Consider the following 19,787-nt stretch of genomic DNA (forward strand, 5'->3'; position numbering starts at 1 on the left):
CATTGTCTCCTATGGCGCCCACATCAAGGTTACCGGGGCTCTGTTTACCACGGCCGTGATGGGCTTTTGCGCTTCGGTAGCATTATCCAGTGCATCAAGCAGTACGTGCTTTTTCTTATCACCGGTTAAATGCAGAAAAATATGTCGACTATTTAGCAACGCCGGCAACGTAAGTGAAATACGTTGATGGGGTGCAGTTGTAGGTTGTACAGCAATACACGTGCGACCGCTGTTCATGCTCAAGCCATCGTTGACTTGCTCAGAACAAGGGAATAGCGACGCAGTATGACCGTCTTCACCCATGCCTAAAATAAGCGCATCAAAAGGCTGGGACATACTAGCAATCGCGGTTTCAGCAGCATTTACGCCTTCACTGGCATCGTCGACATCACTTTTTAATTCAACGAAATGTGCTGCACTTGCTTTATTTTGAATAAGGTTCGCTTTTACTAAGCTGGTATTACTGGCTTCATGGCCTTCTTCCACCCAACGTTCGTCGGCAAGGGTAATGTCTACCTTGTCCCACTCTATGTCGGTTTCGCTCAATTGCTTGAACAAAGCAAGCGGCGTTCTGCCACCGCTCACCACGAGTGATGCACGTCCGCGGGTTTTAATGCCCGTGTTAAGAATACTCACTAGGTCTTCAGCAAATGCTGAGGTAAGTGCATCGGGTGTTTCGAATGAAAGGGTTGTTAATGCCATATTATTTCTTCTTCCTTGCCGTTTTACTCTCGTACCAACTGCGATTGGCTCGAGCCAATAGGCCAATTGAATCTACCGGTCCCCACGTGCCCGCTTGATAAGGCTCTGGTGGTTCATTAGACGATTTCCATGCTTCTAGAATTGAATCAACCCATGTCCAGGCTTGTTCTATTTCATCGCGGCGAACAAACAGCGCCTGATTACCTAACATCACTTCAAGAAGTAGCTTTTCGTAAGCATCAGGGATGCGATCGTCGGCAAAGGCTTCAGAGAAGCTCAAGTTCAATTTAGATTTTTGTAAATCCATAGAACCAGAACTGGTTAAGCCAGGCACTTTGTTCATTACCGTAATTTCAACGCCTTCATCTGGCTGAAGACGAATAACCAATTTATTCGGCGGTAAGTTCTTGAAGCTATCGCCAAACAGGTTGTGAGGCTGACGCTTGAAGTAAATAACGACTTCACTGACTTTCGACGGCATACGCTTACCGGTGCGAAGGTAGAAAGGAACCCCTGCCCAGCGCCAGTTGTCTATTTCAGCCTTAATCGCAATAAAGGTTTCCGTTCTACTTTGGGTGTTTGCACCCTCTTCTTCCAAGTAGCCTGGTACTTCTTCACCTTTGACGAAACCTGCGGTGTACTGACCACGAACCGTGCTTTCGCTAATATTGCTTGAGTTGATCGGACGTAATGCTTTAAGTACTTTAAGCTTTTCATCACGAATGCTATCTGCATCAAGCGTGGTAGGCGGTTCCATGGCCACTAGGCTTAAAATTTGAAGTAAGTGGTTTTGCACCATATCGCGCATTTGACCAGCATCATCAAAATATCCCCAACGCCCTTCAATACCGACCGATTCTGCTACTGATATCTGGACATGATCAATACAGTTATGATCCCAATTAGTCGCGAAAATAGAGTTAGCGAAACGAAGTGCAACGAGGTTAAGTACCGTTTCTTTACCTAAGTAATGGTCGATACGGTAAATTTGTTTCTCGTCGAAGTATTCGGCAACTTGTTCGTTGATTACCTTTGAAGATTCAAGGTCGTGACCAATCGGCTTTTCAAGCACCACACGCACACTTGAATCAATAATTTTGCAGCCGTGCAAACCACGACAGATATCGCCATAGATAGAAGGTGGTGTTGCTAAGTAACACACCATAGTACGAGTCGGATCAACATGGTCTTCTAAAACGCAGTAGCTAGCGATATCTTTCATATCGACACACGCATAATGAAGACGCGCTTTCATACGCTCCCACGTTTCTTCACAAAGCGCTTTATCACCAAACTTCACTAAGTTGGCATGCACTTCGGCGATATAGTCTTCTAACTCCATTGCATGGCGGGCTACACCTACAATCGTAGTGTCTGGGTGGATGAGCTCTGCTTTCTCAAGCTGATATAATGACGGCAGTAATTTGCGTCGTGAAAGATCACCCAATGTGCCAAATAGCACGAAATCACAGGGTTCGTAGGAATTTTCCAATACCATTTTCGTCGACCTTTTAAATGTATGTGTGAAACTAACGTGAGGTAGACGTACCTTCTAACGCCATCCACGTGTTATTAGCATATAGTTAACACTAAATGTAGTAAAATTACAACTTTTGGGAGCTATTGAATCTCATTTCTGTATATTAAAGGGTTAGTCCCCTATCTTGACCCCTTTTGTTACCTGTCAGCGATAAAAAATGTCAAAAAATTACATTTTTCTTGTCACTTCCGTCACATTGGGTACTATGAGTCGGGTAACCTACATCAATTTTCCCTTACTAATTGCTATTTCTGTATGAATATTTTAGAAAAAATTACACAAAATAAAGCGTCATTCAGCAAATCAGAACGAAAAGTGGCTGATGTGATCCTTGCGAATCCGCAGACAGCTATTCACTCGAGTATAGCAACCTTGGCTAAAATGTCGGATGTAAGTGAGCCGACTGTTAATCGCTTTTGTCGACGGTTAGATACCAAAGGCTTCCCAGACTTTAAACTTCACTTAGCACAAAGTCTCGCAAATGGAACGCCGTACGTAAACCGTCATGTTGATGAAAACGATGGGCCAGAGGATTATACCAACAAAATCTTCGAATCGACCATGGCTTCTCTTGAAGTTGCGCGACAGTCTGTAGACGTGCAAGTGGTTAATCGCGTTGTAGATTTGTTAACCCAAGCACAGAAAATTTCGTTTTTCGGACTTGGCGCATCTGCCTCTGTGGCACACGATGCACTAAACAAATTTTTCCGCTTCAACGTGCCTGTTGTCTACTTTGAGGATATTTTGATGCAGCGTATGAGTTGCATGAACTGTTCTACGGGTGATGTTGTGGTGCTTATCTCACATACCGGCCGTACAAAAAGCTTGGTAGAAATTGCACAGATTGCCCGCATGAACGATGCAACAGTAGTAGGTATAACATCAGCCGACAGCCCATTGTCACATGAGTGTACGTACGTTTTGTCGCTTGAAGTACCAGAAGACACCGATATGTATATGCCTATGGCGTCTCGAATTGCACAACTTACGCTTATTGACGTGCTGGCCACCGGGTTCACACTACGCCGCGGAAACAAATTCAGAGAGAATTTAAAGCGGGTGAAAGACACCTTACGCGGTTCACGCTACGAAAAGCGCAACGAATAGATACTTCTTGTTATTGCATTCGAGTTAGCGCCTGCACATTCTGCGCAGCCTAACTCGGATGGCTACATTTGTCGTGATTTGTTAAACGACTAGCGCCCTACCCTATACGGTAATTAACCACATTTTTTCACCATACCTGCTACCCTAGTTAAGTGAAACAAGCTTAACTATTGATTATTTAAAATACAGAAAAGGCAGTGAATGGCATTAGTACTCTTTATTGAGGTGAATGACGTAACTGGTCGGCTCAGTTCTCATTTCTTCATCTTTCATTCACATTTATGTCAGATTCATCTACTATTCTGTAATAAAATTACGTAAAGCGATTACAGGTCAACCTTTGTACAATATGCATAGGCTAGCCATATATCTATTTGTGCTTCATCACTTAAAAATTGCGACGGACTCCTAATGACCAGAAGAACGAAAATTCTTGCTACGCTTGGCCCTGCCACTGATTCACTCGAAAAAATTCAAGAACTGATTGCCGCCGGTGCAAACACGGTTCGCATGAACTTTTCACACGGACAAGCAGAAGATCATATCGAGCGTGCGAAGCGCGTAAGAGAAGCAGCTAAAAACTTAGGTAAGTACGTTGCCATTTTAGGCGATTTGCAAGGGCCAAAAATTCGTGTTGCACGTTTTGCTGAAGGCGCGGTTCAGTTGTCTATTGGCGATAGTTTCACTCTTGATGCTGAATTAGATCGCGATGCCGGTGATGCTAAGCAAGTTGGTATCGACTATAAAGCACTACCTGATGATGTAAGTGCTGGCGACATTTTGTTACTCGATGATGGTCGTATTCAACTTAAAGTAACCGGCGTAGAAGGCCGCAAAGTGTTAACAGAAGTGACTGTTGGCGGTAAATTATCAAACAATAAAGGCATCAACCGTCAAGGCGGTGGTTTGTCTGCTGAAGCCCTTACAGAAAAAGATAAGAAAGATATTATTACTGCTGCTGAGATTGGTGTTGATTACCTTGCGGTTTCATTCCCTCGCAGTGGTGAAGATCTTAATTACGCAAGAAAGCTGGCCGAAGAAGCGGGTTGTTTTGCGAAAATCTGCGCCAAAGTTGAGCGTGCAGAAACCGTAGCCACTGATGAAGCCATTACTGACATTATCAGTGCGTCAGATGCTGTAATGGTTGCGCGTGGTGATTTAGGTGTAGAGATTGGTGATGCCGAGCTAGTGGGCGTTCAGAAGAAGCTTATTGCCCGTTCACGCCAACTTAATAAAATCGTTATTACTGCAACGCAAATGATGGAATCGATGATTGATAGCCCTATGCCTACGCGTGCAGAGGTTATGGACGTTGCTAACGCAGTACTAGATGGTACTGACGCGGTTATGCTTTCAGCTGAAACAGCGGCGGGTAGCTTTCCAATTGAAACTGTACAAGCAATGGCGCGGGTTTGTGAAGGTGCTGAGACGCACCCTAGCGTTAAAATTTCTAAGCATCGTATGGATGAGCTTTTCTCATCTACCAGCGAATCAATTGCTTTATCAGCAGTATACGCAGCAAACCACTTACCTAGCGTAAAAGCTATTGTAGGATTAACCGAAAGCGGCAATACGCCTAAGTTAATGTCGCGTATTACTACTTCTTTGCCTATTATCGCGATGTCTCGTCATGAAGGCACATTAAATACTATGGCATTGTTCCGAGGTGTTAAGCCGGTTTATTTCGATTCATCGAAAAGCGAGCCTGGTCAGTTGAAATATGACGTAGTTGCAGCACTAAAAGCCAAAGGTTTAGTGCAAAGCGGCGACAACATCATTTTAACTTATGGTGATGAAATGGAAAAAATTGGTGCCACCAATACGCTTAAGATTGTTGAAGTAGAATAAGCGTTATTCCTACTTAGCACTTTTTAAAAGGCAGCCAGGGGCTGCCTTTTTTATGCGCATCCTACACTCTGCATTCCCCCTCACTTACTGTCTATTCACATTGTAATTCACATAACGAACTGGTAGAAATGAAAGGCGCTTTTACTCGCAGTTTACTTACTCTTCTTACTTTAAACGGAATAACAATGAAAATAACCGCTCCACTTTTTTCCGCGTTTTTTGCGCTACTTTGCTTTAACAGCATGGCTGAATCTTCCATGAAGAGCGTAACCGTAACCTCTTCTGAAACCCCATTAGCGCCAATCATGATTCAAGGCCCAATGCCTATTGAAGCAGAATATTTCGCATCATTATTAACCGACGTACGAGTTGAACATTCAGGTAACGCCACATTCTATTTAGGGACGCTAAACGGTCACCCTATCGTAGTGGCTAAAACAGGAAAAGGTTTAGAGAACACTGCTGCGGCAACGGCCATAGGCATAAGTCGTTATCAGCCCAGAATCATTATTAACCAGGGCACATCGGGCGGACACGATCCTAAGCTTAAAGTCGGTGATATCGTATTGGGCGAAAAAAGCGTAAACGCGAGTAATTTCAAGACCCCTAAGCTAGAAGCGGGCGAAGGTTCGCGCCCTCTTACGTGGATCCCAATGGATTTAATGGCTTCAGAAGGCAGTGCAGGCGAAGGTGACAGTGCATCAGATGCTGAAAAGATTCGTTTTTATGCAGGTGATGAAATCTTACTTGAGCTCGCGATGTCCTTAAGCAAGGAACACAAAAGTGGAAACGTTGTGAAAGGCACCATCGGCAGCGGTAATTTTTGGAATAACGAAATTGACCGCATTGCATGGCTTCACAAAAATCTAGGTACCAGCGTAGAAGAAATGGAATCTGCGTCGGCAGCGCAAATTGCTCATGCTTATGGCGTACCTTTTCTTGGTATTCGTATTCTGTCGAACAACATTACCAATCATGGCGAGTATAACCCTAACACGGCAGAGGCTTGCCAAGTGTTCGTCAAAACCGTTGTTGAAGCATATATCGCGTCGTTGCAAAAGCCTTTATAAAAACCTTAGCGAGCGCATTTGAAAGATTAACCCCATTATTTGCCGCCACGTTATTTTACTTTTACGACGAATAACGTGGCACTCCCCCCTTAAGACAGATTGGCATTTATTTTATGAAATTAACTATGCTTCGTAAGCTTATACTCGTGCTCACCCTCGTTACACCATCGCTGATAGCAAAGACTGTAAACACCAACGTCTCATCAAGTGACTTAACGGTTGTAAACCGTTTTGCGCAACTCGCTTTAGCCTGCGTTCATAAAGAGTACCCAAACATTATTAAACACATGATGACAGGGACAGAACATGTTAAGCCGCCTAAACAGCTGTACCCTGCGTTTTACGGCTGCTTTGATTGGCACTCTTCTGTACATGGCCATTGGTTATTAACCCGAATCGCCAGCCAATATCCAGAAACGCCACACTACCAAGACATTGTAAAACACCTCGATATCAGTTTTACCAAAGAAAACATTACTGGGGAAGTCGCCTACTTTAGCCGTGAGGGTACAGGCACAAGTTTTGAGCGTCCTTATGGGCTTGCATGGTTTTTACAACTAACTAGTGAACTACGTGAGTGGAATTCGCCCGAAGCTAAACAATGGTTAACCACCCTACTGCCACTTGAGCAAAAAATCGTGGCCAATGTAACAGATTGGCTCCCTAAACTTTCGTTTCCTATTCGTGTGGGCGAACATAGCCAAACTGCGTTTGCATTCGGCCTTATGTTAGATTGGAGCCGCACTGCTGGCGACGTTGCATTTGAAAATTTGCTCACCAAAACCATCACGCGATTATACGCAAATGATGTGAATTGCCCTTTGACTTATGAACCTTCAGGACAAGATTTCTTATCTCCGTGTATTGCAGAAGCTGACTTGATGCGCCGAGTGTATTCAACTGAAAATTACGCCAAGTGGCTATCTGCTTTTTTACCCAGCATTCCCATTGATGGCGAAGCTTCATGGATAAACGTAGCCACTGTAGTGGATAAAAGTGACGGTAAACTTGCGCACCTCGATGGCTTAAATTTAAGTCGTGCATGGATGCTTGAAGGTATCGCTTCTGCGCTACCTTCGGGTGATAAGCGTGTAGCAGCAATAAATAGTGCGGCACAAGCACATAAAGTTGCAGGAGTAGATGCGGTGATAAACGATATGCATTATATGGGAAGTCACTGGCTTGGTAGCTTTGCCACCTACTTAGAAACCCAACGTGGACTTTGAAAACTAATGTATGCCAACAGCATTGGATGAAGCCATTAGCGTGGGGGTGAACACCGTTAGCGCTTAATGAAGGCCTCAAGACTCCGACCTTATGGGTAACTTTTGCCTATTAAATAATAGTAGTGAGGATAGGATTTAGAATAAGGATAAAATTAAGGGCACAAACCTTGAACCGTTAAAAAATAGAAAAATGAACGGCACAGAGTTGGCGAGCTTAGATGCTCGCAAACTCACTAGTCGCGACAGCATACTGTGTTTGATGGTGAACTAAAATATTCTTTGCGCGGCCAATTAAGTCATCACGCTTAAATGTCCAATTTCGTAGGTCTGCCTGCTTCGCCTCTGCAAGATAAAACTCGATACGAGTTTTACGTAATAAATCACGCTTTTGAGATACATCGAACTCGGTTTGAGCAAGTATGCGCTCTATTTTTACAATAGAGGCGTGATGGGATTTGTTTGAATCATCAGCGTTAGCTTTACCTACATAAGCCATGTTATTCGTTAACACACCTGCAAGCACAACCAGCAGAGAAATTAAGACACCTGAAACTAACCAATTTAATACTTTCATCATTCACTTCCTTTTACATCTAACTTGCGATTATCCATGTAAGAACGCGATGGTTCTAAATGACTACTGCACGTTGTAATTTAAAAAAATCAATTACAAGTTGTATTGCACATTGTGTTCCAAATTTCTTACTGCCACCTAATTACGGCGAGGAGTATACGCAGCAACGGATAGGAAGAAAACCCGACAAAGGTTGTAAGACAAAAGTTGTAAAGTAGATGGGAAAATACTACATATTGCCGCGAAAAAACGGGATATTCAAAAAAGACGTTAAATTCACTTCTTCACTCAATACAGAGTGTTATTGTAAAAATATAGCATTTACTAGACGTAAAAAAGGGGCCAATTGGCCCCTTTCACTTTACCGATAACGGCTTAGTTTTTCATTGCTGTTTCAGTAATGACCTGCAAATTATCTTCAACATTTTTCACATCTGACGCGTTTTTCGCTATTTCGACAGCTAGCTGACGCTCGGCATCTGAATCTACGTTACCTGTTAGCGTAACGTTGCCAGCTTCAACATCTACATCGATATCAAAACCAGAGATGTCGCTATCCATCAGCAGACGGGTTTTAATTACGGTAGCAATTTTGGCATCAGTAAGTGTACCTGTTTGCTCATCGTATTCTGACTCAGCGTCATCTGACATGTTGCTTGCCATTTCGTCCATGTCTTTCTCTTCAATAACAGAAAGCTGGTTATCTACTGACATAACACCGTCGATATTTGATACTAGCTCTTCCGCTAATTTCTTATCAACTGAATGATCTACTTTACCTGTTAGAACAACGTTTCCGTTGTTTACATCTGTATTGATATCGAATGAATCAAGGTTGCCGTTGAATAGTAACGTTGCTTCGGCTTTGCCGTCTATCCACGCATCCTTAGCGCCTTTTTCCCATTTGTTATCTGTCTCCATGTCACCAGCAAATGCTGCAGTTGTCATCGAGGTCGCTACAAGTATAGAAAGTAATGTACGTTTCATAACAGTTCTCCTTTGTTGAAACTCGTAGTAGGTAATGCGAAACCCGAGCCAACATAGCAAGCAACTGATTAATATAGATTTATATGAATTTTGTTCGAAAAACACTTATCAACATTCCTGCAAACTTTTCGGTCTATGAGCATTTTTTACCTACATCTTGCCTAACCGGAACGAAAATTGAATATTCATTAACCAATATACATATTATTAATCGAGCAATAGCTATGCTTGTCTTGTTTTAAGGGTTTGTGGGCAAGTCAATAACGCGAAAAACAAATTAGTCAGGAACGACAATGAATATTTTACTGAACACCATGGCGATATTTCTTATTGCTGTCACTTTAGCGCCATCACTACCATCGAAACATTGGCTCGTGAGGGTATGGGAATTTCCACGGCTTCAATTGCTAGGCTTGATGGTGATGGTAATAATTGCTCGAGGCGTTATGTATCCATCTGAGCTTTCTGGATTTAACACACTTATTACCGCCGTGCTTTATATCGGATTAATAGCCTGCGCTATTTACCAGGCTATTTGGATCTTGCCTTATACGCTCTTTTACAAAAAGGAAGTGGTTAAAGCATCTTCTCAAGATGCCGGTGAGAGTATCAGTATTTTGTCGAGCAATGTCTTTATGCCTAATGAAGATTACGACAAGCTACTGAAGCATGTACGTGACACCAATCCAGACTTTGTCGTTACCCTTGAATCTAATAAACGCTGGGAAATCGCTTTGTCTGCGTTAAACGAAACTCACCCTCACCAGCAGCATTGCCCGTTGGAAAACTTATATGGCATGCACCTTTACAGTAAATACCCACTGAAAACCGCCAAGCTGAACTACTTAGTTGAAGATGATGTGCCCTCCATGCTTGTCACCATCGATATGAAGGGACAAGATGTGATACTTTACTTTTTACATCCGAAGCCACCTAGCCCCACAGAAAACAAATCGGCTAAGCCCAGAGACGTAGAACTCACTATGGTAGGCGATGAAATAGCTAAAAAGCACGGGCCTATTATTGTTGCTGGAGACTTGAACGATGTGGCATGGTCGCCTACTACCCGAAAATTCAAAAAAATAAGCGGTATGCTGGACCCAAGAATTGGTCGCGCATTTTTCAATACGTTTCACGCCCATTACCCGCTGATTAAATGGCCACTGGATCACGTGTTTCATTCAAGTCACTTTATGCTGGAAGATATTAGAAAGCTGCCTGATATTGGCTCAGATCACTACCCGCTACTAACGCGATTGAAATTGAAGCCAAAAGCCTGATCACAGAAAGTAAAAAGCCGCTATAAAGCGGCTTAATATTGAAAAGCACTAGGCAAATACACGACTAGGTGGGCACATGATGTGCGGGAGCTGACCTCACCGCTTTCGTATTATGATTGACACACCACATTACGCTTTCACACGCCTCTTCACGACGTTTAAAGTGAGCGAGCCCAATAAGCTTATCTTCCCGCGGCCACACCGCTTGTTTCAAAATAGCGGTGTCAGTTTCGCTAAGTGCGCTGGTATCTAAACTCATTTCAACCGCTTTTTTATTGGGTTTGATCAGCGACGGTTGCGCATCGGTGATAATGCTTTTTTTGACGCACACATATTCACGCAGCACGGGATCTCTAACCACACCAATATATTCATCATCACAAATAATGGCCGGCCACCCTTCAGAGATTCGGCTTTGCCAGAACATAACCACAGTGAAGGCAACTAAAACAAACAAGGTTAAACCAATAAACTGACTGTCTAAATCCGGCGCAACAGACACAATTATTCCTACTAACGCAGCAAACAATATCCATCCACCAAATACCCTTCGCATGGCATTGGGCGAAATACCAGAAATAACACTAACCTGTTTTAACTGGCTTTTGTCATAGTTGCGAAGTTCAACTACCGATTCAGAGTTCACAACTCTCTCCACTTGATTTTTACTCACTTTATAAATATCTAATTACGCTCACAAGTGAACCATAGTTTATTATACTAATTACGATTTACGCTGACTTAGGAAGTTCCGTCGACAATTGACATATTTCAAAGTGCATTGAGTCTGCAAGGTTATCTTGCTGACGACGTAATTTTGCTAAGATTACAGCCGGCTCTGGCTCCCCAAAAAAGAACCATTCCGCAAAGCGCTTTCCAAGTCCCCCACTCCGTAGCTGATAAACATGCACTACATAGCGGTAGCCATTTACATAAGCATCTTGGTAAGCACGGCTTTCATCTACTGATGTCAAACCGCCTCTTGGGTAAATGGCAAAGCTTTTCACCCCCGCTCCTCGTTTCGTTAAAAACGATATTCCTGCTTCAGTCACGCGCTTGACCGCAGCCTGCTTAAGGGTCTCTAGCGAAATATGCAAATAAGGCACATCAATTTTACCAAACAGCCGACATGCATTTGGACACCCAGGCGCTAACCCCACAGAAAAAGCGGTGTGGTTACGTCCTTCCCAAGGGCGGATCCATACGTAAGGGCTAACGTGAACATAAAGTTCAATGCCATCACATTGGATGCTAAATACATCGGGAACCTCTGAATTTCTGGCGTTTACTAGCTCGTTAAGGCGCTCGTCACTGTATTGCATACACGGCCTCCATTAAGATGCTTTAAGCTAATGCGCGGTGAAAAAACGGATAAAAAAGCGCACTGTAAATACTAAGCTTAATAATTGAGGAGTATGACATATTTGGTATTTTTTTGTTAGAGCGTTCTGTAATAATAAAGCAAAAACTGGCGGTGTATATTCACACTGCCAGCTTACATTTTTAGACGGGTATAAAAATAATAGAGTGAGGAATTAACGCTGTTCGCGATGGTTTTCAGGAACCGCTACTAATTGATCCTCAATTAATTCGCAGGTACCTTCCACACTCTCACCACGACGGGTTTCAAAAGAGATTTTATCTCCCTCAGATTTATCTTCACATGCTTCAATAGCTTCGGGTGGTGGACCATTTGGACGCCCCTGTTGGGCGAATGCACTTAAACTTCCTGTGATAAGCGTGGCAACGAATACAAGCTTTAACAATTTCATGAATTTCCTAAGAAGATTAATTAACTCACATTCAGCATACGCGTCAAATGTGCAGATTCTGTGTAAGAAGCATGTAGAAGTAACGGAATTAAAGCAGAAACAATTGCTAGCAAGGCATTAGCATAGATATACTCAACATAATGAAACTATCCCATAAACTGCTTGTTATTCTTGTTGGCTTTACCTGTGTATCTTTGTCGCTTTCGCTAGCACTCGCACGTTGGAGCTTCGAGCAAGGCTTTAATGAATTTATTCAAAATCAGGAGCGAGAGCGTCTGAGGAGTTTGAGTCGCGTACTTATTGCAGAATACAGCAGCAATAATAACAGTTGGGATAACATTCAAATAGAGAGTGTAGCGCCTACTGGCATGCCCCATCGACGCCCTGGAATGCGACCTCGACCTGGTGGCTTCCCTCCCCCTAGACATCAAATTGAAGATGTATCTGTCGGTCCGCCCACACTACTTATTGATGCTTATGGAAACATTATATCAGGGCAAAGTTCGTATGCAGACGAAAACGAACGAAATGAAGTGAACGTAAAACTTGAATTGAACGGCGAGCTCATCGGTCAGCTTACCAGTTACCCGCCTAAGACACCTGATTCTGATGTGGCTCGCGCTTTTTCTGAACAACAGCTGCAAGCCATTATCCTTATAGGCCTACTGTCGCTTATTGCCTCGCTTATACTGGCATTAGGCGTTACGCCGCGCATGCTAAGCCCTTTTAAGGCAATATTACAAAGCGTTAAAGGCCTAACCGCCCATCAGTATAAAACCAACTTGCCAGAAAACCGTCCTGATGAATTTGGCGAGCTGATGCGGCACATAAATACATTGGGAAATACCCTTGAAGCGCACAAAAATACTAAAAGCCAATGGCTAGCTGATATCTCTCACGAACTCCGTACGCCTCTCACCATTTTATCGGGCGAAATTGAATTGATAAAAGCAGGAATTCGACCACTTGATCAGAAACAACTGGCCTCGTTTGACCAAGAGGTCACACGCTTGTCTTTATTGGTTGAAGATTTATACCAATTATCACTGTCTGATATTGGCGGGCTTTCTTATCATTTCTCGTCAGTGGATTTGAGCCAAGTAATCGTGCAACAAAGCGAAAGCCTGGCGCATATTTTTGATACAAAAGGGCTTACCTTCACTTGTTTCTGCCCACCCAACATCACCATTAATGCCGACCACCAGCGCTTGAAACAGCTTATGCTCAACTTGTTAGTTAACGCATGTGAGTATACCGATGCACCAGGTACCGTGGAGGTAGTGGTTTCAGAACAACCTTCCTTTATCGTTATTATTGTCCAAGATTCAGCGCCAAGCATCGCGAAAGAAAATGCGGCGGCATTATTTGAACCTTTGTTTAGAGAAGATGCCTCACGTAGACGTCGAACACAAGGTGCTGGCCTTGGTCTATCAATTAGTAAACAAATTATTGAGGCCCATGGTGGCAAAATTAGCGCGTCAGTTTCGTCACTCGGCGGCGTTAAAATTACGGCAGAACTGCCCAAACATTTCACTACGGATAATAACTAATGACACCGCACAAACACGTACTCATTGTTGAAGATGAAGATAAAATTGCGCAAATTTTAGTTGAATTTCTTGCTTTGGAAGGATTCACATCTACCGTATTGAATGAAGGCACACATGTGGTTGATACGGTAAAAAAGGAAGTACCGGCAGCCATTATTTTAGATAGAATGTTACCCGGAGTGGACGGACTCACCATTTGCAAATCGTTGCGTAGTTTTTCTATGGTGCCCATTATCATGTTGACCGCCCGTGTCGATGAAATAGACCGACTTATTGGTTTAGAAGCAGGTGCTGACGACTATGTTTGCAAACCTTTTTCAGCCCGTGAAGTCGTAGCACGGATACAAGCGGTATTGCGGCGAGCCACGCAACAAAACCAAACCGAGTCGTCATCAGAAAAGCTCACTTTTCGCCATATCGAGTTGGATATGTCTCGATTTGAATGTGCCGTGGATGGCAACATTATTGAGCTTACACCGGTAGAATTTCGATTATTGAAAACCATGATGACAAAACCTGGCGTGGTCTACTCTCGAGACCAGCTAATGGAGCTAGGCTACGACGACGGCAGAGTGGTGAGTAACCGCACCATCGACAGCCATATGAAAAACCTTCGTCACAAGTTAGCGACGGCTGAACACACCAGCCCTATTCATGCGGTATACGGCATAGGCTACAAAGTACAGTAGCCTCTGATACATCTTCACTAAAGCCTCTTTAAACCTGCACAGAAACTGCACATTTTAGCGATAGCCTTTGATTTGGTATTTCGATAAGCATTCGAACATAAAACACAATTCTGAGGCTATATATGAAGACGTCATTCTACGCACTGCTCATGCTCGTGCTGCTGGGCGCATCAGCATGCTCTGATAGCGATAACTCCGACAACACTTCCACGACACAGGATAGTGATACGTCTACTGACTCAGATAGCGATAGCGACTCAAGCAATAGTATTGTTGGCGCAAACCCTGACTACTTTCTAGCTGCGGGTTTGGCCGAAACTATTACGACTACGTCTTGTACACTTACCGATGGAACCTCTACCGATTGCTACAAGGTTGTTATCAACGGCGCACCAGCAAATGCAGACATAGGGCCGTTCTGCCCGTCTACTATTACTGACGATGCAACCCAAGGCGGAATATGGTTCGATGGAAATGGCGAAGTGTACAACCTAGAGGGACAATTCTTTGTTGATGTAAAGACACTTTATGGCGATGACTGGGAATTATACGATGAAGATACTGGCGAAATTTTCGTTACAGATACTCAGGTAGCCTGTGAAGCTGCAGCCCGTCCCAACGTAGCCGAAGAATATCAAAATCACTGTGTAGAGTGCTCAATTAGCTACTATGACGGTGGTATGCAACAATCCATTTTAATTCCAGTCACGCCAGTACCTTTAACAAACCCCGAATCTTTAGGAGCTGACTTGGGCGTTTCATTAAACGGTGTAGTGATAGCAGGCCCTGCCCCCGTCTCTCAAATATTAGCTGCAAATACCATTGCCGCCTTTGACGACTGTGGTGGCCATGTGAACCCCGCCGAGGGATATCATTATCATGCTTCATTAGGCTGTAGCGAAGTGGTAACCAGTCTTGATGATCATGCCAATCTCATGGGATATGCCCTTGATGGCTACGGCATCTACGGCATGTTGAACGCCAATGGCGAAGAAGACTATGATCTTGATGAATGTAGATGCCATGAGGACGATACAAGAGGCTACCATTACCATGCAGCGAGTGCCGCCGAAAATATGTTTATAGGCTGCTATCAAGGTGCCCAAGGCAGTATAGAGGTAAATTAATGACGTCTATACGTGTAAAATTAGGCAAGTCACTAGCCGGTACAGTACCTTTATTCTCATCGGTAACCTTACTAGCAATGGCATGCTCGACGACAGTTTTGGCTCATAGCGGTCATATTCACAACGAGGCGTCCCAAGCCTGTATAGCAAAAACAAAAGGCGATAAATGCAGCTATCTTGTGGCCAATGCGCAGCGTTACACAGGCACTTGCCAAGTTTTTAACACAAAATCGGTATGTGTTCGAAATAAGCCCATTGAGTATTTGCAAGCAATACCAAATGAAGAGGTAGAATTTAGAACGTCTAGGGTAAGTATAGAACCCACTCAAACTTCTAAAGCCAATGTGATAAATTCAGCCACCACCCTTTCTAAGTGAATAACTCCCCCTTTCCCAAATGTGCCGCCAGGCCCCTTTTTGTCACTATGAAATAGATTCACACTGAGTGAATTCTTTGCAGGCGTGAGCATTGGCCACTTCCATGAAAAGAAATAATCTCTAAACTATTCAATATATTAGACTAAGGTCTAATAATTGCTAGCTTACATACAAAATAAGCATAACAGCTAAGACAGTTAGTGCGGCGTTTGGTAACAGCCACTGAAGTTAAGTTATCAAATAATCACCAAAAGGAAATTAGGAGGTTCACATGCATTCACCCGTCAGTGTTGTCACGATAGTAAAAAGTCGTACAGAAAAACTCTGCAGACTCATTGAACAGCTTGAGTCGTGTAACCCACTACCCGATGAACTTGTCATTGTTTGGATGTGTTCTCCTTCAACGCTTTCATTAGCGAAAAGTGAGAAGTTTAATATCGTACATAAGTTTGTGGCTAACGGGGCGTTACCCATTGCTAGAGCACGCAATCGTGGCTTACAAGAAGCTAAAAGTAATCTTTTAGCTTACATAAATGTCGATGCCGTGGTGGATAAAAACTTCATTGCGAAGGGAATGAATGCATGGTGCCCAGGCTCAGTGGTATATACCAAAGTAACATTCGTTCCAGAGTCGCAATGGACCTTTCCCCACGACACATTATGCCACATTAAAAGCCAAGCATTACCAGACGAAGACAATAACGAAATTCCGTCAAGACAACAGGAAGATGATCATGGAAAGTTTAGTGACGATAGCATTTGTTCTACAGTGTTTTTTATTAGCAAGACAGATTTTAAGAAAACCGGCGGTTTCGATGAAGGTTACGACGGCTTCGGACTAAATGACGAAGACTTTTTTACCAATTGCCGTTCATTGGGCTTTTCTTTAAATCAAATCGAAATGCAGACTTTTGCGCCAGAGCGACCCAATTACCGTTGCCCGATTAACCACCTTCTAGATTTTGTCAGAAACGCTGAGCGTTACCACGCCAAGTGGGGAGTTAACCCATGTATCGATGTGCTAAATGCTTACGCAGAAGCCGGTTATATCAATAAAGATTTTGAAACTGCCGGTATTCATGTACTGCAATTGCCGAAGCGCGAAAAGCCGTCACCTGAAAAAGAAGTTTCATCGCAAGCGCATGATATCCCGCTGATAAAGCAAACTGCTTAAAAATCGTGGTAAGACTGTTCAAGGAGTGACTATGTCTATATTAAAACCTGACCTAGCGCAAAAAGTATCAGCTTTCATCAATCAAGCTGATTATCCCTGTGTAGGAGCCAAAACCGCTCTAAACAAGGGTAAGATTACTGTAAAGCAGTACGATAATTTTCGATGCGACATGAGTGACACCGACATCTTGACGGACATCTACGACTTCATTCATCGCTTTGAGCTAGAAAAAGACATGTATTCTTCTTTGGTACTCACGTTTGAACAACCAGAGATTTTAAGCGAGGTTGCTTTTGATAAATTGATGTGGCGCAAGCTTCAGCAACTTCATGACATCGATACCTGCATGCACGACTGGGATAACCAAGTAGACGAAAATCCGCATAGCCCTAATTTTAGTTTTAGTCTGGGCGGTAAAGCGTTTTTTATCATTGGCCTCCACCCAGGTGCGAAGCGAAAAAGCAGACGCTTTGAGCGCCCCGCGCTAGTGTTTAATCTGCATGAGCAATTCGAGCTACTTCGCGAGCAAGGAAAATTTGAAGATTTAAGGGACCACATTCGTCAGCAAGACGAAGCCTTCTGTGGCTCAAAAAATACCTTATTGCAAAATCATGGTGAGCAATCAGAAGCATATCAGTACAGTGGAAAGCAGCAACCTAAACGTTGGCAATGTCCTTTCCACGCGAGTCAAAACTAATCTAATCTACATTGATTCAAATAAAGAAAATAAAGGGGCAGCAATGCGACAAACCATTCAACCAAGAAGCGGCACGGCATTCACCATAAATAAAGGGGAACGACTTAAGGTTATTGATCCTGAAGGCGAACAAGTTGCCGATTTATATGCTTTTAATGCCCACGATAAAAATGAGTTCATGTCGTCAGGCCGTTCGCTAGACTATAATGAAAGCACCCACTTTAAATCAGGATGTAAGCTTTATTCCAATGAAAGTCAGGTGATGTTTGACATTATTGAAGATACGGTGGAAGAACACGATTTTCTTTTAACCCCTTGCAGTGTGGATACCTTCAAACACTTTTATCCCAGTGAAACACCGGTACCTGGATGCCATGGGAACTTAGTGGCCGCATTCGCTGAGTTCGACATTCCTGCACATCATATTGGCACTACATTCAATACCTTTATGAACGTGGATGTGAGCCCCGAGGGGAAATTTGCCGTGCTACCGCCTACGAGTAAAGCCGGTGATTACACTATTTTTGAAGCAAAAATGGACATGATTGTAGGTCTTACTGCATGCTCTGCGGGCGAATCGAATAACTTTCGCTATAAACCTATTCAATTTGAAATTTTACCCGCTTTATAGGTAAGAATAAAAATGTCATTTCATGTGGGTCATGCCACAGTTTAGGAAGACTATACTAAAATGGCCACCGCATAACGTACAAATTGCTGGCGATTGTAAAATCACCAGCAATTTCGAATTACATCACCTGTAGACCATGATTTAAGGCGCGAACCTTTTGACGCAGTAAAGTTTCAAAACTAGCCTTGGGGTTTTCATCCCCTTCTCTTGCCGGCCAGTACGCCATTATTTCATACTCGAACGTGGTAGTGGGTTTAAAAGTGATCAAATGATCGAACTCACCTTTAGCTACACCACTAACCTCATGTAGTTGATAAAACACAGCGAGGCCAAGCAAGTCATTGTCACTTAACACACTCTGCTCGCCCCATGTAGCAATAACGCCCCATTCGCCCTCTTCAAATGCGATCTTCGTCATACCGTCATGTGCTACTAATCCTGTAACTATATTTGATGTGGGAGATGACGTATTAACCGTTATACGGGTTGATGCATCCCCAGTATTAATCTTATAACGGGTTACCACATCAACCCCGTCCTCTGAGTCTTCACGTGTACGCCAATTACTGTAGCTAACATCGAAAGCCGCCGTTAAATGGGTGTTCTCAGTTAATACCCAATGGGTATCATCTACATGTTGAAAGTGCATAACCCCCTGTTCAACTTTTCTTCCTAATGCACCCAGCCCTAATGACTTCCCTACTTTCAACGCATCGCCGCCCCAATCTGCAAGTTTATGGTAAGCGTCATAACCGTCATTACCTACATGCGGCAATACCACTTCATCCTTCGTTTTTGCAAAAACGTCGATAGCATTTCGCCAGTCTAGGTAAAGCCGATAGCCTATCTGGTCGTTCTCCCAACCGGGCCCTTCATACTTTAAAAAATATGAGTGATCGGTTAGCTGTGAAGGTGCAGTAAAGGATTCTACAGGCTGAAATGCAAAACCATCTGCAGTATACACCGCGCCTTCCCATTGCCCCCCTGAGCGCACTGATAGCTCAGCGTGGGCGGAATCGGTTACCGCCTCTTTGGTTTGAACCAAAGAGAATGCTTTTTCCTCACCGGGGTTCATCTCGATGTACGCGTACAATGTAGCCTCACCATTGGCGTTCTCACGCCATTCCGATGCCACCTCTTTTAATAACCAACCACGGTACTTTTCTTCCAATGGTATTGAAACCTCTTGAGTGACGCCCCCTCCTTCTGCTGGGTTTTTAACCATCACACTCGGTATATTACTGTTTTTGTCTTTAGAACACGCCGTTAATATTATTGGTAAAATTAATGCTAAGCCCATAATAAATCTCATAATTCCATCTCCTATGGCTGGTTAACAATACAATATTTCTTAAACAATATATTGACAAATGCCACCGGTGGCAATTATTTTATAAATTGTTAACTTAATGTGTCAATTTGGTTAGAGTATAAAA

General features: G+C 43.3%; 20 protein-coding genes. 12 read left to right on the forward strand and 8 right to left on the reverse strand.

Annotated elements, in window-relative coordinates; genetic code table 11:
• Positions 1 to 9: 9 nt before the first annotated feature.
• Both pgl and zwf read right to left on the reverse strand, forming a co-directional pair.
• Positions 10 to 702 carry a 6-phosphogluconolactonase gene (pgl, locus tag FLAVO9R_RS12055; RefSeq protein ID WP_159531609.1) on the reverse strand — a complete coding sequence of 231 codons (693 nt, stop codon included), beginning with the start codon at positions 700 to 702 and terminating at the stop codon, positions 10 to 12.
• Position 703: 1 nt separating this feature from the next.
• Positions 704 to 2,200 (reverse strand): glucose-6-phosphate dehydrogenase, encoded by a 1,497-nt coding sequence (zwf, locus tag FLAVO9R_RS12060; protein ID WP_159531611.1) that lies wholly within the window; start codon positions 2,198 to 2,200, stop codon positions 704 to 706.
• Between the two features lie 297 nt (positions 2,201 to 2,497).
• On the opposite strand from zwf, the gene FLAVO9R_RS12065 reads away from it, so the two are divergent.
• The 4 genes from FLAVO9R_RS12065 (at position 2,498) to FLAVO9R_RS12080 (ending at position 7,493) form a co-directional block, all read left to right on the forward strand.
• A complete protein-coding gene (locus tag FLAVO9R_RS12065) occupies positions 2,498 to 3,349 on the forward strand; it encodes a MurR/RpiR family transcriptional regulator (protein ID WP_126873424.1) in 852 nt (283 codons plus the stop codon).
• Positions 3,350 to 3,760: 411 nt separating this feature from the next.
• Entirely contained in the window at positions 3,761 to 5,197 is a 1,437-nt protein-coding gene (gene pyk / locus FLAVO9R_RS12070; protein WP_159531613.1) for a pyruvate kinase, read from the forward strand.
• A gap of 185 nt (positions 5,198 to 5,382) precedes the next feature.
• Complete coding sequence (locus tag FLAVO9R_RS12075) at positions 5,383 to 6,267, forward strand: 5'-methylthioadenosine/S-adenosylhomocysteine nucleosidase (RefSeq protein ID WP_159531615.1); 885 nt, start codon at positions 5,383 to 5,385, stop codon at positions 6,265 to 6,267.
• Between the two features lie 113 nt (positions 6,268 to 6,380).
• A complete protein-coding gene (locus tag FLAVO9R_RS12080; protein ID WP_159531617.1) occupies positions 6,381 to 7,493 on the forward strand; it encodes a DUF2891 domain-containing protein in 1,113 nt (370 codons plus the stop codon).
• A gap of 214 nt (positions 7,494 to 7,707) precedes the next feature.
• Here the strand turns inward: FLAVO9R_RS12080 and FLAVO9R_RS12085 are convergent, their stop codons facing one another.
• Both FLAVO9R_RS12085 and FLAVO9R_RS12090 read right to left on the reverse strand, forming a co-directional pair.
• Positions 7,708 to 8,070: a hypothetical protein gene (locus tag FLAVO9R_RS12085; protein WP_232370639.1), complete on the reverse strand. Its 363-nt coding sequence runs from the start codon at positions 8,068 to 8,070 to the stop codon at positions 7,708 to 7,710.
• A gap of 372 nt (positions 8,071 to 8,442) precedes the next feature.
• Positions 8,443 to 9,054, reverse strand: a complete 612-nt coding sequence (locus FLAVO9R_RS12090) for a BON domain-containing protein (protein WP_159531619.1) — start codon at positions 9,052 to 9,054, stop codon at positions 8,443 to 8,445.
• Between the two features lie 293 nt (positions 9,055 to 9,347).
• On the opposite strand from FLAVO9R_RS12090, the gene FLAVO9R_RS12095 reads away from it, so the two are divergent.
• Positions 9,348 to 10,334, forward strand: coding sequence for an endonuclease/exonuclease/phosphatase family protein (locus FLAVO9R_RS12095; RefSeq protein ID WP_159531621.1), 987 nt, complete (start codon positions 9,348 to 9,350; stop codon positions 10,332 to 10,334).
• A 64-nt stretch (positions 10,335 to 10,398) separates the two neighbouring features.
• Here FLAVO9R_RS12095 and FLAVO9R_RS12100 read toward each other — a convergent pair whose 3' ends face one another.
• The 3 genes from FLAVO9R_RS12100 to FLAVO9R_RS12110 all read right to left on the reverse strand — a co-directional run bounded on the left by FLAVO9R_RS12100 (position 10,399) and on the right by FLAVO9R_RS12110 (position 12,106).
• Positions 10,399 to 10,980 carry a hypothetical protein gene (locus FLAVO9R_RS12100; protein ID WP_159531623.1) on the reverse strand — a complete coding sequence of 194 codons (582 nt, stop codon included), beginning with the start codon at positions 10,978 to 10,980 and terminating at the stop codon, positions 10,399 to 10,401.
• Positions 10,981 to 11,065: 85 nt separating this feature from the next.
• Positions 11,066 to 11,656 carry a hypothetical protein gene (locus tag FLAVO9R_RS12105; RefSeq protein WP_159531625.1) on the reverse strand — a complete coding sequence of 197 codons (591 nt, stop codon included), beginning with the start codon at positions 11,654 to 11,656 and terminating at the stop codon, positions 11,066 to 11,068.
• 213 nt (positions 11,657 to 11,869) lie between these two features.
• The gene (locus FLAVO9R_RS12110; RefSeq protein WP_159531627.1) at positions 11,870 to 12,106 is read right to left on the reverse strand and encodes a hypothetical protein; all 237 of its coding nucleotides are present in this window, start codon (positions 12,104 to 12,106) and stop codon (positions 11,870 to 11,872) included.
• 140 nt (positions 12,107 to 12,246) lie between these two features.
• On the opposite strand from FLAVO9R_RS12110, the gene FLAVO9R_RS12115 reads away from it, so the two are divergent.
• From FLAVO9R_RS12115 to FLAVO9R_RS12145, 7 genes are all read left to right on the forward strand, one after another.
• Positions 12,247 to 13,656: an ATP-binding protein gene (locus FLAVO9R_RS12115; protein ID WP_159531629.1), complete on the forward strand. Its 1,410-nt coding sequence runs from the start codon at positions 12,247 to 12,249 to the stop codon at positions 13,654 to 13,656.
• Complete coding sequence (locus tag FLAVO9R_RS12120) at positions 13,656 to 14,345, forward strand: response regulator (RefSeq protein WP_013783629.1); 690 nt, start codon at positions 13,656 to 13,658, stop codon at positions 14,343 to 14,345. The genes FLAVO9R_RS12115 and FLAVO9R_RS12120 overlap by 1 nt, the downstream gene beginning before the upstream one ends.
• Positions 14,346 to 14,467: 122 nt before the next feature.
• A complete protein-coding gene (locus tag FLAVO9R_RS12125) occupies positions 14,468 to 15,472 on the forward strand; it encodes a YHYH protein (protein WP_159531631.1) in 1,005 nt (334 codons plus the stop codon).
• Positions 15,472 to 15,849, forward strand: coding sequence for a hypothetical protein (locus FLAVO9R_RS12130; protein WP_159531633.1), 378 nt, complete (start codon positions 15,472 to 15,474; stop codon positions 15,847 to 15,849). The genes FLAVO9R_RS12125 and FLAVO9R_RS12130 overlap by 1 nt, the downstream gene beginning before the upstream one ends.
• 271 nt (positions 15,850 to 16,120) lie before the next feature.
• Positions 16,121 to 17,023 carry a glycosyltransferase family 2 protein gene (locus FLAVO9R_RS12135; RefSeq protein ID WP_159531635.1) on the forward strand — a complete coding sequence of 301 codons (903 nt, stop codon included), beginning with the start codon at positions 16,121 to 16,123 and terminating at the stop codon, positions 17,021 to 17,023.
• Positions 17,024 to 17,054: 31 nt separating this feature from the next.
• Positions 17,055 to 17,720: a guanitoxin biosynthesis heme-dependent pre-guanitoxin N-hydroxylase GntA gene (gene gntA / locus FLAVO9R_RS12140; protein ID WP_159531637.1), complete on the forward strand. Its 666-nt coding sequence runs from the start codon at positions 17,055 to 17,057 to the stop codon at positions 17,718 to 17,720.
• Between the two features lie 43 nt (positions 17,721 to 17,763).
• Entirely contained in the window at positions 17,764 to 18,351 is a 588-nt protein-coding gene (locus FLAVO9R_RS12145) for a DUF1989 domain-containing protein (RefSeq protein ID WP_159531639.1), read from the forward strand.
• A 118-nt stretch (positions 18,352 to 18,469) separates the two neighbouring features.
• On the opposite strand, the gene FLAVO9R_RS12150 is transcribed toward FLAVO9R_RS12145, so the two are convergent.
• A complete protein-coding gene (locus FLAVO9R_RS12150) occupies positions 18,470 to 19,663 on the reverse strand; it encodes a DUF4861 family protein (protein ID WP_159531641.1) in 1,194 nt (397 codons plus the stop codon).
• Positions 19,664 to 19,787: the final 124 nt, after the last annotated feature.

Origin of the sequence: Alteromonas sp. 38 (assembly GCF_902506055.1) — a bacterium.
Taxonomy (GTDB): Bacteria; Pseudomonadota; Gammaproteobacteria; order Enterobacterales; family Alteromonadaceae; genus Alteromonas; species Alteromonas lipotrueae.